Genomic DNA, 12,309 nt, shown 5'->3' on the forward strand with positions numbered 1-12,309 from the left:
GACCAGCGTAGTCACCCCTGTGTCCGACCCGCACGCCGACAACGGCCCGGGCGGCGGTCGGAACCATTGACAGTCGGGCCGGGAGCACTTAACATAACACGTGTTATGCTTCATCGAGGAGGCTTGACATGCCAGAACTGTCGCGTCGCGCGGCCCTGGGCCTGGGCGCCGTCGCCGCACTGGGCACGGCGCTCTCCTGGCGGCGGCTCACCGGGCTCGACATCGAGGGGCGCCGCTCCGACGCCCTGACGATCGCCCTCAACGGCACCGCGCAGGACGCCGCGGCCGACGAAGGACTGATCAGGGCCTTCCAGGACGTCCACCCCGACATCCCCGTCCGCATCACCCCCATCCAGGGCACCGACTGGAGCGACTTCTTCGCGAAGATCCTCACCCTCGTGGCCGCCGGCACGGCCCCCGACGTCGTCATGGTCGCCACCGAGGGCACCCAGCTCTTCGCCGAGCGGCTCGCCCAACCGCTCGACGAGTACGTCAGGCGCGACCGCGACGAGCTGCGGGAGTTCTTCGCCGACGTCCACCCCTCGCTCATCGAGGCCTTCATGTATCAGGGCAGTCTCTTCCAACTGCCGCTGAGCTTCAACGCGGCGAACATGTTCTTCTCCCGACAGGCCCTGGAGACGGCCGGGCTGGACCGCCCCGCCGACGACTGGACCTGGGACGACTTCCGCGAGCTCCTGAGAGCCATGCGGTCCGCGGCCACGGGGACCTTCCGGCCCTTCTTCTGGACGAACCGGATGTGGGGCGGCATCGTGCCCTGGCTGTACACGAACGGCACGAGCTTCCTCAAGCCCGAGCGGTTCGCCGGCGGCGACTGGCTGTGGCAGGAGTTCTACCCGGACGAGCACGACCGGTCCGGGGGCCACCGCTGGGAGCAGCCGAACGCCGACGACCCCGCGGTGCTCGAGGCCTTCGAGTTCATGCAGGAGCTCATCGCCGAGGACCTCGGCTCCTCCCCCGCCTCGGGCGGGGGCAACGAGCTCGTGAGCCGCTTCAGCACCGGCGTCATCGGCATGACCCCGTCCGGGGGTTACTGGGTCAACGGCCTCTCGGAGGCCGGCATGGCCAAGGACCAGTACGACGTCGCCTACTTCCCCGGTCACCGGACCCAGCAGCACCAGTTCGGGGCCTCGGGCTACGCGATCATGAAGTCGTCCGAGCGCAAGGACGCGGCCTGGGAGTGGCTGAAGTTCGTCGTCTCGCCCCGGGGCATGCGGATCGCCCAGACGAAACCGGACTCCAGCTCCGCGCGCCGCTCGTACAACGCGGAGCTGTACGCACCGACCGGGCCCGAGCACTGGGGCGTCTTCTACGACACGCTCGACCGGTTCCCCACGACGGCCCCCATCCCGGCGCCTCCGCAGGAGGCGGCGGTGGAGACCGCCCTCCTCAAGAACGTCCTCAACGCGGTCACCGGTTCACGGGAGAACGTGCGGACGGCGCTGAGCAACCTGCAGCGCGACCTCGAACTGGCACTGGCCCGGGAGTGATCATGGCCCACGTCTCCTCCAGCACACGCGCCGCCGCCCGCCGCGGGGAGGGCAGGCTCGCCGCCTGCCTCCTCGCCCCCACCGTGATCGGGGTCGGGCTCTTCACCCTCCTCCCCATGGCGGCCTCGATCCTCCTCGCCTTCTTCGACTGGGACATCGTCTCGACCCCGGAGTTCGTCGGTCTCGACAACTTCGCGTCCGTGGCGACGAACCCGACGATCCGGGTGTCCTTCCTCAACACCTTCGGTTTCGTCGTCGTCGCCGTCGCCCTGCAGATCCTCGTGGCGCTCGTCCTCGCCGTGCTCGTGCAGACGCGGATGCCGGGCTGGCTGCGCGCCTTCTTCCGGTCGGCCTTCTTCTTCCCGCTCATCCTGTCCGCCGCCTCGGTCTCCCTCATCATGAGCTATCTGTTCAACGAGGACTTCGGCACCGTCAACGCGATCCTCGGCCTCGTCGGGCTGGGCCCGGTGGGCTGGCTCACGACGACGACGGGCGCCATGTGCGTCACCGTGCTCGTCTACGTCTGGCAGAACTTCGGCTTCACCTTCCTGCTGTTCGTCGGCGGCCTGGCCTCGATACCCAAGGACGTCTACGAGGCCGCCGACATCGACGGGGCGAGCGGCTGGCGCCAGCTCACCCGCATCACGCTGCCCCTCATCAGCCCGACGATGCTCGTCGCCAGCGTCATGGCGATCATCTCGGCACTGCAGATCTTCGACCAGCCCTATGTGCTCACGAGGGGAGGCCCGGGCGACTCCACCCGCACCGCCGTCATGGTCATCTACCAGTCGGCGTTCCAGGAGCTCCACTTCGGCCTCGCCTCTGCCATCGGCCTCCTGCTCATGGTCATCATCATGATCGCCACCTGGCTCCAGTTCCGCCTGTCCCGCCGTTTCGTCTTCTACATGTGAGGATCCGCGATGTCATCCGCATCCGTCAGCACCCGTGGTCAGGCCCGCCGCGGAGCACGCGTCCTCTTCGGGACGCGGGTGGCCGTGCTCGGCGTCGCCCTCGTCCTCACCCTCGGCCCGGTCGTCTGGACCCTGGTCACGGCGCTCACCCCCCTCGACGAGACCGGGCACCGCCGCCTCGGCCTGGCGGCCTTCCGGGACGTCTTCTCCCAGGTCGACGTCCTGCGCCTGTTCTGGAACTCCACGCTGGTCACCGGGCTGTGCGCCCTCGGCCAGATGGCCACGGCGGCGCTGGCCGGCTACGCCTTCGCGCGGCTGCGCTTCCGGGGCTCGAACCTGCTGTTCGGCGTGATCCTCGCCACCATGATGATCCCCATGCAGGTGACGATCGTGCCGGTGTTCATGCTCATCCGCGGCATGGGGCTGGCGGACACGCTGCTGGCCCTCGTCCTGCCCGCCCTGCCCACCGCGTTCGGCACCTTCCTCATGCGGCAGTACTTCATGGGCATCCCGGACAGTCTCGGCGAGGCGGCCCAGGTCGACGGGGCCTCCCCCTGGCGGATCTTCAGCAGGATCTACCTGCCGCTGGCGACGCCGGGGCTGGCCATCGTCGGGATCCTGGCGTTCAACGCGATCTGGAACGAGTTCTTCCGGCCGCTCATCATGACGATCAGCGAGGACAACTTCACCCTGCCGCTGGGGCTGGTGAGCCTCCAGGGGCGGATGGGCAGCGGCTCGATGGCCACCGTGCTCGCCGGGGTCGTCCTCTCGATGGTCCCCGCACTCGTCGTCTTCGTCCTCGGGCAGCGTCCGCTGCGCGAGGGTCTCACCGCAGGGGCCGTGAAGTGACCGACCCCGCCCTCCCCGGCCTCCACGTCCGCCCGGCACGCGGCTGGGTGAACGATCCCAACGGGCTGTGCCGGGCCGGCGGACGCTGGCACGTGTTCTTCCAGCACAACCCGCACGCGCCCCGGCACGAGCGCATCGCCTGGGGCCATGCGAGCTCGGCGGACCTCGCCCACTGGCGCGAGGAGCCGATCGCGATGGAGCCCGTTCCCGGGGGGCTCGACGCCGCCGGCTGCTGGAGCGGCTGCCTCGTCATGGACGGCACGACGCCGACCATCTGCTACACGGCGGTGCCCGACGCGCCGGAGAACGCCGTCGGGCGCACCGCCACCGGCAGCGCCGACCTGTCCGCGTGGACGCGGGCCGGGCGACCGAGCGCGGAGCGGATCGGCCCGCCGGGGGCGTGCACGCGCGACCCCTTCGCCGTCCGGATCGGAGGACGCCGCTGCATCGTGCAGGGCCACGGCGGCCCCGGGCGCACGGCGCGGGTGCTCGTCCACGACGCCACCGACCTCTCCGACTGGCGGCTGCTCGGCACCCTGCTCGACGGGCGGGATCCCGTGGCGCGCGAGCTCGCCCCGGCCGACGTCTGGGAGTGCCCGAACCTCGTGCGCATCGACGGGCAGTGGGTCCTGATCGTCTCGCTCCTGCGCACCGACGGCGGCCGCGCGCTCCTCGCCGGCGTGCGGTGGCTGCGCGGCGAGCTCGCCGACGGCCCGACGCCCCGGTTCGTGCCGCACGAGGGCGGGACGGTGGACGCCGGGTGGCCCTTCTACGCCCCCCAGGTGCTCGTCGACGGGGAGAGGGCCCTCATGTGGGGCTGGGCGCGCGAACTCGACCGGGACGAGGCCTGGCTCGCCGGGCACGGCTGGGCGGGGACGCTCACGACGCCCCGGGAGCTGCACCTGCGCGACGGGCGCCTCGTGAGCGCCCCCGCGGCCGAGTACCTGGCGCATCGCGCCGAGCACCTGGACGGCAGCTGGTCCGTCGCCGAGGCGCCGGCCTTCGCCGTGACGACCAGCGGGCCGGGGGTCCTGGTCTGCGCCGGGGCCGAGGGGCCCGGACGGGTCGAGCTGCCCGGCCGCGCGCAGGTGCTCGTCGACGGCTCGCTGGTCGAGGTGTTCTCGGACGACGACTGCCGCACGACCCGCGTCTACCCCACCGCGGCCTCGACGTGGCGGGTCCTGGGCGGGGGGACGGTCTCGGCGCGGGCCCTGCGCTGAGAACGCTCAGCGCGCCCGGACGGAGCCGCGCTCGACGACCGGGGCGGGGACGAGCAGCTCGCCCGGCTCGAGGCGCTGCCCGGCGATCGCGGCGAGGAGCAGCTCGACGGCCCGCTCCCCCATCGCGCGGTGCGGCAGGCCGATCGTGCTGAGGTCCAGCTGCGCGGCGATGCTCGGGTCGTCGTCGTAGCCGACCACGGAGAGCTCCCCGGGCACGTCGACGCCGGCCCGCGCGGCGGCGAGCATGACGCCGGCCGCCACCCGGTCGTTGGCGCAGACGATGCCCGTGGGCCGGTCCGGCCCGTCCAGCAGGCGGGCGCCCTCGCGCAGCCCGTCGTCGATGTCCCAGCCGCAGGTGATGACCCGGCAGGCCCCGCCGACCTCGCTCATGGCCAGCTCGTGACCGGCCAGCCGGCGCCCGGTCGCCACCTGGGCGGGCAGGCCGGTGAGCAGGGCGATGTCGCGGTGGCCGGCGTCCAGCAGCAGGCGGGTCGCCGCATGGCCGCCGCCGACCTCGTCGCTCACGACGCACGTGGCGCGCCCGTCCGGGTCGGTCGCGTCGAGCAGGATCCCGGGCACCTGGCCGAAGGCCTCGCCCGGACGCCACTCGCACAGGCTGCCCGGCGCGATGATGAGGCCGTCGACCTGCCGTGCGAGCAGCGCCCCGATGGCCTCCTCGTCCTGCTGGCGCCCCCGGGCGTCCATGACGAGCAGCAGGTGGTCCGATTCCGCGGCCCTGATCGTCGCGCCCGTGATCATGCCGCCGCCGTAGGGGCCCGAGGTCACGTCGGTGACGACGCCGAGCAGATGGGTCCGCCGGTCGCGCAGGCTGCGGGCGACCCGGTTGGGCCGGTAGCCCAGCCTCTTCGCGGCCGCCCGCACCGCGTGCTGGTTCTCCGCGGAGATCACGCCGTCGGCCCTGCCGTTGAGCACGAGCGAGACCGCGCTGCGCGAGACGCCGGCGGCCCGGGCCACGTCGTAGGAGGTGATCCTGCGGTTCGTCGGCGCGGCCCGCCCGGTTCCCGGTGTCGTGCGCATCACCTGTCATGATGCCATGCCGCCGGGCGCCGACGGGGCATCAGATCCGGGCGAGCAGCTCCGCGACGTCGTCGACGAGCAGGTCGTGCACGAGGGCGTTGCCGGGCAGGTCGGTGCCGAAGACCTCCTCGATGCCCAGAAGGGTTCCGACGATGCCCCGGGCGTCCTTCGAGCCGCGGACGACGGCCAGCCGGTCGGCCATGGGGTCGTCGATGGGCAAGGCCAGGCCGTGGGCCTCGCCGGTGGCGAGATAGGCCATCCAGGCGGCGACGCCGGCGAGGGCGTGGCGGGGGGTGCGGCCGGCGGCCAGGTTGTCGCGGATCGTGCCGAGCAGGCGCAGCGGGATCTTCTGCGAGCCGTCCATGGCGATCTGGGTGGTGCGGTGGGCCAGCGCCGGGTTGGAGAAGCGCTTGAGCACCTCGGCGCCGTAGGCGGCCAGGTCCTCGCCGGGCGGGCAGGCGAGCACCGGGATGACGTCCTCGGTGATGAGCTCGCGGGCCAGCTCGGCCAGCTCGGGGTCGGCCATGGTGCGGGTGATCGTCGGGTAGCCGCGCAGGGCGCCTGCGTAGGCCAGCGTGGAGTGCGTGCCGTTGAGGATGCGCAGCTTCATGTTCTCGAAGGGCTCGACGTCGTCGGTGAGCTGGGCGCCCGCGCGCTCCCAGGCGGGTCGTTCGGCGCTGAAGCGGTCCTCGATGACCCACTGCGTGAAGAGCTCGGCGGTCACGAGGCCCTCGTCGCGCAGGCCGAGGATCTCCCGGCCCAGGGCGCGGTCGGCGTCGGTGGTGGCCGGCGCGATGCGGTCGACCATCGTGCACGGGAAGGACACGTTCGAGGCGAGGTAGCCGGTGAGTTCGTCGTCGCCGAGGGCGGTGCAGAAGCCGCCGACGAGGCGCTCGAGGACGCGGCCGTTGCTCGTGAGGTTGTCGCAGCACACGACGGTGACGGGCTCGGCGCCGGCGCGCTGGCGGGCCTGGAGGCCGCGGACGAGACGGCCGACGGCGGTGACCGGCTCGCCGCCGGCGAGGTCGGCGGCGACGCCCTCGTCGGCCAGGTCGAGGCGGCCGGAGCCGTCGCGGCGGTAGCCCTTCTCGGTGACGGTGAGGGTGACGACCCGGGTGGCCGGGTCGGCGATGCGGGCCATGAGCTCGGCGTTCTGCTCGGCCGGGTAGAGCACCTCGCGGACCTGTCCGACGACCCGCACGCCGGTGTGGTCGACGGCCCGCTCGAGGACGCCGTAGAGGCCGTCCTGGTCGGCGAGCTGGCGCTTGACGCGGTCGGAGCGCTGCGTGACGCCGCAGATGCCCCAGCGGTCGTCGCCGGTGGCGGCGAAGGCGTCCTGGGTGTAGACGGCCTGGTGGGCGCGGTGGAAGGCGCCGATGCCCAGGTGGACGATGCCGGTGCGCTGGCCGTCCCAGCCGGGGGGCGGCAGCGTGACGCCCTCGGTGTTCGCGTTCGTCAGTGTCGCCCTGGAGAGTCGTTCCATCGCGTCCCCGTCCTCCCGAACCGCATCATGATCCCCCGACCGCATCGGGCCGGTGGCCGCCGTGGCCGCCGTGGCAGGCGATGCCGCGGCCCCAGTCGAGGATGACGCACGCCGGCCCCGCCTGCCCATGCCGTGCCATGCGTTGCCCTGCGAACTCTCACCCGAGGCCAGCCCCGTCATCCAGGAAATGTCAGTGCCGACTGCCATGATCGGAATCAGGATTCACACAGCTCACTGTCGGAAGGAACCACCACCATGGATGCCCTCACCTACGAAGATCTGGTCTCCGCCTGCCACGCCGGCGGGGCGAGCGTGCTCACCTCGGTCACCGAGCTCGCTCCCGCAGCGGGCCCGCATGCGGGGATCGCCCCGGCCCGGTACACGCGGGGGCGGAACGGAACCTACGCCTACGAGACGCGTTTCATCGACGGGCGGCCCCAGAGCGCGGTTGTCGTCGACGGCAAGGCCAGCCAGCTCAATCGCGTGGAGGATGCCATCGCGCTGGCCGTCCACGAGGGCGACCCCGCGCTGAGCAGGATGCCCCGCATGCGCGTCGACTACGGCCGTCATGAAACAAAATCGTTTCTGGTTTCGCGGGGTGGGAGGTGCTCGAAGTCGTAGTCGAATGTTCGGCCGGCGATGTATGAGGCGGACGCGCCGAGGGTTTCTTCGGGGGTCTCGTGCTGAATGTTCGCGATGTTGTTCCTGGCCGCGTTCCAGATGTGCTCGACCGGGTTGTGATCGGGCGCGTACGGCGGCAGGAAAACAGGGGTGATGCGCTCCAGCAGCCGGCCGGGCTCGTAGAGGGCGGTCAACGCTTTCGCGTGGTGGAATCGGGCGTTGTCCAGGACGACCGCGATCTTCTCTGTCTCGGTTTCGCGTTGGAGTCGTTCCAGCGCGAGGATCGTCTGCTCGGTGTTCTGGTTGCCCTCGATCGGGTACAGTTTGACCTTCTTGCTGGTCAGCGAGAGGGCGCCGAAGAAGGACTGGGACGTCCTCTGCCGGTCCACGGACAGTTTGGTGCGTTGTCCTTTCGGGGGCTGCATGCGGCGGGTCCAGGCCTCGTGCTCCAAGCGGGCCTCGTCTGCCGTGTAGACCTCCCAGCCGGCGTCCAATAGGACTTTGACTTGGGTTTTCACCTCGGTCATGCGTCTGGTGACGGCTTTCTCGTTGCGGTGCTTGTCGAACGGGTCGGGCAGTTCGAAGCTCGGCCCGCAGAAGCGCAGGAGCAGCTGGTACGAGGAGTCCGACTGGTATTCCACGTCGAACATGATCTTCACGACGTCACGTATCGCTGGGACGTCCCAGAACCCGGCGTGGATGCCCGTCTGGGAGGGCGGCTGGGCGAGGATTTTCTTGAGTTCTTGTTTCTGGTCGCGGGTGAGTTTTGCCGCGTTCTGGTTCCCCGCATGGCCGGTCAGGACCGAGCACATCCTGGTGGCCTGCCAGTCGGCCAGCCATTCCTGCACTGTCCTCTCGGCCCGCTCAACCATCTTCGCGATGATGTCGATTCCGACTCCTTCAGAGGCGTACAGGATCGCTTCTGCTTTCATCCGGACCAGCACATGATTGTCGGAACGCTTCTTCCACCTGATCAGGACGGCGGTTTCTTCCGGGGTGACCCCGACCTACATGTTCCAATCATATCCGAAACGGCACAGGAAATCCACGAAAAATACGGTTTCGTTTCATGTCAGCCATCGCTTTGTGGATGAATAAAATTCTCTTCGCGTCGCCCTCAGCCGCGCGCCCGCGGGTGCGCGCTCGCATACACCTCCCGCAGGTGGCCGACGGTGACCTCGGTGTAGATCTGGGTCGTCGTCACGGAGGCGTGGCCGAGCAGCTCCTGGACGACGCGCACGTCGGCGCCGCCCTCGAGCAGGTGGGTGGCGAAGGAGTGGCGCAGGCTGTGCGGGCCGATCCGCTCGGTGATGCCGGCCGCCCGCGCGCGGCGCTGGAGAATCTCCCAGGCGCTCTGGCGGCTGAGCCTGGCCCCGCGGGTGTTGAGGAGCAGCGCCGGCGTCGCCCCGGCGGCCCGGGCCGCGAACACGGGGCGCCCGCGCACGAGCCAGGCCTCGACGGCCCGCCGGGCGTAGCCACCGAGCGGGACGAGGCGCTCCTTGTTGCCCTTGCCGATGACGCGCAGCCCGGCGTCGGGATCGTCCAGGACGCGGGTGAGGTCGTCGACGTCCCAGGCGAGCGCCTCGCTGATACGCGCGCCGGTGCCGTACAGCAGCTCCAGCAGCGCCCCGTCGCGCAGCCCGACGGGGGTCTCGCGCTCGACGGAGTCGATGAGGGTCGACACCTGGTCGACGGTGAGGGTGCGCGGCAGCCTCCGGCCGGGCCTGGGCGGACGGAGGGAGGCCGCTGCGTCGTCGGGGGCGAGGCCCTCGGCGGCGGCGAAGGCGTGCAGGCTGCGCACGGCCACGACGGCGCGGGCCACGCTCGCGGGGGCCAGCGGCCCGTGCTCCTCGTCACCGGCGGCCAGGGTCTGCTCGTAGTCGGCCAGCACGGCCCGGTCCACCCGGGCCGGGTCCGTGATGCCGCGGGCGCGCAGATGGCCGGTGTAGCGCTCCAAGTCGCGATGGTAGGCGGCGAGGGTGTTGGCCGACAGTCCGCGCTCCACGCTCAGGTGGTCGAGGTAGCCCTCGACCCAGTCCCGCAGGGCATCCGGCTCAGCCAAGCCCATCGAGCTCCGCGTCGCGGGCGAGCTGGTTGGCGCGGGCCGGCCACGGCGCATCGGCGGGGCGCAGCGAGTCGAGCCGGTCCTGCGCGATGGCCAGGGCCAGTGCGAGGGTCCCGGAGACCATCGATGGGTTGTGGAGGCGGCCCGCGTAGACGTCCTCGACGAGCTCGTCGAGGGGCCGCCAGCTGACGCCCATGTCGACCTCCTCGTCCTCGGCGACGAAGCCGTCGGGGTGCGGGGCCCGGTGGAGGCCGCGCGCCAGGTAGACGCGGACGGCCTCCTGGAGGCCGCCGGGCGAGGTGAACGGGTCGACGAGCACACGCCAGTCGTCGGCCGCGAGCATGGCCTCCTCGGCCAGCTCGCGCCGGGCGGCGGCGAGCGGGTCCTCGCCGGCGACGTCGAGCAGGCCGGCGGGCGGCTCGACGAGCCGGGCGGCCACCGGGTGGCGGTACTGGTCCACGACGGCGACCCGGCCGCGCTCGTCGAGGGCCATGATGGCGACGGCCCCCGGATGGGTGACCCACTGGCGCCGCATCGTGCCGCCGTCGGGCAGGCGCACCTCGTCCTCGACGAAGGAGCAGACCTTCCCGACGGCCTCCACCTCGTGGTGCACGATCGGCCAGTGCTCGACGGTGTCGACGGGCCCGCTCACTGCTGCTCACCAGCGCTGCGGCGGGTGCCGGCGCGGCGGGTCGTCGTCCGCGCCTTGGTGGCGCGGGAGCGGCGGGTGCCGGTCTTCTTGCTGGCGGATCCGGTGCGCACCGGCCGGTGGGTGGCCTTGTGGCGCTCGATGGCCGCCTCGACGAGGCCGCGGAACAGCGGGTTCGCCCGGGTCGGGCGGGAGGTGAACTCGGGGTGCGCCTGGGTGGCCACGAAGAACGGGTGCTGGTCGGCGGGCAGCTCGAGGAACTCGACGAGGTTGCGGTCCGGGGACAGCCCGGAGAAGATGATGCCCGCCTCCTCGAGCCGCTCGCGGTAGGCGTTGTTCACCTCGTAGCGGTGCCGGTGGCGCTCGGAGACCCTCGTCCGGCCGTACAGGCCGGCGACGATCGAGCCGCGCCGGAGCTCGGCCGGATAGGCGCCGAGACGCATCGAGCCGCCCATGTCGCCCTCGCCGGAGACGATGGACTTCTGCTCGGCCATCGTGGCGATGACGGGGTCAGGACTGTCGGGCTCGAACTCGCTGGAGGCGGCGTCGGCGATGCCGGCCACGTCGCGGGCCACCTCGATGACCATGCACTGCAGGCCCAGGCACAGGCCGAGGATCGGGATCCGGTTCTCGCGGGCGTACCGGATGGCGCCGAGCTTGCCCTCGACGCCGCGGATGCCGAAGCCGCCGGGCACGACGACGCCGTCGGCGTCGCCGAGCTGGTCGGCCGCGCCCTCGTCGGTCTCGCAGCCGTCGGAGGCGACCCAGCGGATGCGCACGCGCGCCCAGTTGGCGAAGCCGCCGGCGCGGATGGCCTCGACGACCGACAGATAGGCGTCGGGCAGGTCGATGTACTTGCCGACCAGGGCGATGGTGATCTCCTCATGGGGCCGGTTGACACGCGCGAGCAGGTCGTCCCAGGAGGTCCAGTCGACGTCGTGGAAGGGCAGGTTGAGCATGCGCACGACGTAGGCGTCGAGGCCCTCGTGGTGGAGCACCTTGGGGATGGCGTAGATGCTCGGGGCATCGGGGCAGGCCACGACGCCCTCGGCGTCGACGTCGCAGCTGAAGGCGATCTTGCGCTTGATGGCCTCGGGCAGGTCCATCGACGAGCGGCACACGAGGGCGTCGGGCTGGATGCCGACGCTGCGCAGCGCCGCGACGGAGTGCTGGGTCGGCTTGGTCTTCAGCTCGTGGCTGGGGCCGATGTAGGGCACGAGCGAGACGTGGATGTAGAAGGTGTTGTCGCGGCCGATGTCGTGGCGGACCTGACGGGCCGCCTCCAGGAAGGGCTGCGACTCGATGTCGCCGACGGTGCCGCCGATCTCGTGGATGACGATGTCGTCGCCCGGCTGGGCCACGCCGAGCATGCGCTGCTTGATCTCGTCGGTGATGTGCGGGATGACCTGCACGCACTCGCCCAAGTAGTCGCCGCGGCGCTCCTTGGCGATGACCGTCGAGTAGACCTGACCGGTCGTCACATTGGCGCGGGCCGACAGGGAGCGGTCGAGGAAGCGCTCGTAATGACCGATGTCGAGGTCGGTCTCGGCGCCGTCGTCGGTGACGAAGACCTCGCCGTGCTGGAACGGGTTCATCGTCCCGGGGTCGACGTTGAGATACGGGTCGAGCTTCTGCATCGTCACGGACAGCCCGCGCGCGACGAGGAGGCTGCCGAGGCTCGATGCCGTCAGGCCCTTGCCGAGGGAGGAGGCAACGCCTCCGGTGACGAAGATGTGCTTTGTCTGCTTGGCGTTCCCCACGGGCCTTCAGCATAGAGGACGAGCGGCCCCGCACGCGAGCGGCCGCGGCGTCCGGGCCAGGATCAGCAGGATCAGACCGCGGGCGGCTGGTCCAGCCGGCCCCTGATGAATGCAGCCCTGGGACGTCAACCGCGCACCATCCACGGACAGGACGCCATGACCGCGACACGGGGAACGCCCCGGCCGCGAGCCCCACGACCCGACC

The 12,309-nt window shown here is 71.4% G+C and carries 11 protein-coding genes; 5 read left to right on the forward strand and 6 right to left on the reverse strand.

All coding sequences use genetic code 11. The features are described 5' to 3' along the window. The first annotated feature begins 128 nt into the window (after window positions 1-128). Genes EGX94_RS01840 through EGX94_RS01855 form a run of 4 tightly spaced genes read left to right on the forward strand, consistent with a single transcriptional unit; the run spans window position 129 to window position 4,488 of the window. Window positions 129-1,508 (forward strand): ABC transporter substrate-binding protein, encoded by a 1,380-nt coding sequence (locus EGX94_RS01840; RefSeq protein WP_021798955.1) that lies wholly within the window; start codon window positions 129-131, stop codon window positions 1,506-1,508. A 2-nt stretch (window positions 1,509-1,510) separates the two neighbouring features. Continuing rightward, on the forward strand, window positions 1,511-2,419 hold the full coding sequence (locus EGX94_RS01845) for a carbohydrate ABC transporter permease (protein ID WP_043123617.1): 909 nt from the start codon (window positions 1,511-1,513) through the stop codon (window positions 2,417-2,419). 9 nt (window positions 2,420-2,428) lie between these two features. Continuing rightward, window positions 2,429-3,268: a carbohydrate ABC transporter permease gene (locus tag EGX94_RS01850; protein ID WP_043123605.1), complete on the forward strand. Its 840-nt coding sequence runs from the start codon at window positions 2,429-2,431 to the stop codon at window positions 3,266-3,268. 47 nt (window positions 3,269-3,315) lie between these two features. After that, a complete protein-coding gene (locus tag EGX94_RS01855) occupies window positions 3,316-4,488 on the forward strand; it encodes a glycoside hydrolase family 32 protein (RefSeq protein ID WP_192962675.1) in 1,173 nt (390 codons plus the stop codon). 6 nt (window positions 4,489-4,494) lie between these two features. On the opposite strand, the gene EGX94_RS01860 is transcribed toward EGX94_RS01855, so the two are convergent. Both EGX94_RS01860 and EGX94_RS01865 read right to left on the reverse strand, forming a co-directional pair. Further along, window positions 4,495-5,526: a LacI family DNA-binding transcriptional regulator gene (locus EGX94_RS01860; RefSeq protein ID WP_021798957.1), complete on the reverse strand. Its 1,032-nt coding sequence runs from the start codon at window positions 5,524-5,526 to the stop codon at window positions 4,495-4,497. A 40-nt stretch (window positions 5,527-5,566) separates the two neighbouring features. Then, window positions 5,567-7,009, reverse strand: a complete 1,443-nt coding sequence (locus EGX94_RS01865; protein ID WP_028706948.1) for a mannitol dehydrogenase family protein — start codon at window positions 7,007-7,009, stop codon at window positions 5,567-5,569. A 255-nt stretch (window positions 7,010-7,264) separates the two neighbouring features. Here EGX94_RS01865 and EGX94_RS01870 point away from each other — a divergent pair, with 255 nt between their 5' ends. Next, window positions 7,265-7,630 carry a type I-G CRISPR-associated protein Cas7 gene (locus EGX94_RS01870; RefSeq protein ID WP_043120434.1) on the forward strand — a complete coding sequence of 122 codons (366 nt, stop codon included), beginning with the start codon at window positions 7,265-7,267 and terminating at the stop codon, window positions 7,628-7,630. Here the strand turns inward: EGX94_RS01870 and EGX94_RS01875 are convergent. From EGX94_RS01875 to EGX94_RS01890, 4 genes are all read right to left on the reverse strand, one after another. Further along, window positions 7,576-8,562, reverse strand: a complete 987-nt coding sequence (locus tag EGX94_RS01875; RefSeq protein ID WP_123825823.1) for an IS630 family transposase — start codon at window positions 8,560-8,562, stop codon at window positions 7,576-7,578. The two genes, EGX94_RS01870 and EGX94_RS01875, sit on opposite strands and share 55 nt — an antisense overlap. Before the next feature lie 185 nt (window positions 8,563-8,747). Further along, window positions 8,748-9,692, reverse strand: coding sequence for a tyrosine recombinase (locus tag EGX94_RS01880; RefSeq protein WP_377173071.1), 945 nt, complete (start codon window positions 9,690-9,692; stop codon window positions 8,748-8,750). Beyond that, window positions 9,685-10,347 carry an NUDIX domain-containing protein gene (locus tag EGX94_RS01885; RefSeq protein ID WP_028707085.1) on the reverse strand — a complete coding sequence of 221 codons (663 nt, stop codon included), beginning with the start codon at window positions 10,345-10,347 and terminating at the stop codon, window positions 9,685-9,687. Before EGX94_RS01885 ends, EGX94_RS01880 begins: the two co-directional genes overlap by 8 nt. Then, window positions 10,344-12,104: a CTP synthase gene (locus tag EGX94_RS01890; protein ID WP_021797647.1), complete on the reverse strand. Its 1,761-nt coding sequence runs from the start codon at window positions 12,102-12,104 to the stop codon at window positions 10,344-10,346. The genes EGX94_RS01885 and EGX94_RS01890 overlap by 4 nt, the downstream gene beginning before the upstream one ends. Window positions 12,105-12,309: the final 205 nt, after the last annotated feature.

Source organism: Propionibacterium acidifaciens (genome assembly GCF_003798325.1).
Classification (GTDB): domain Bacteria; phylum Actinomycetota; class Actinomycetes; order Propionibacteriales; family Propionibacteriaceae; genus Propionibacterium; species Propionibacterium acidifaciens.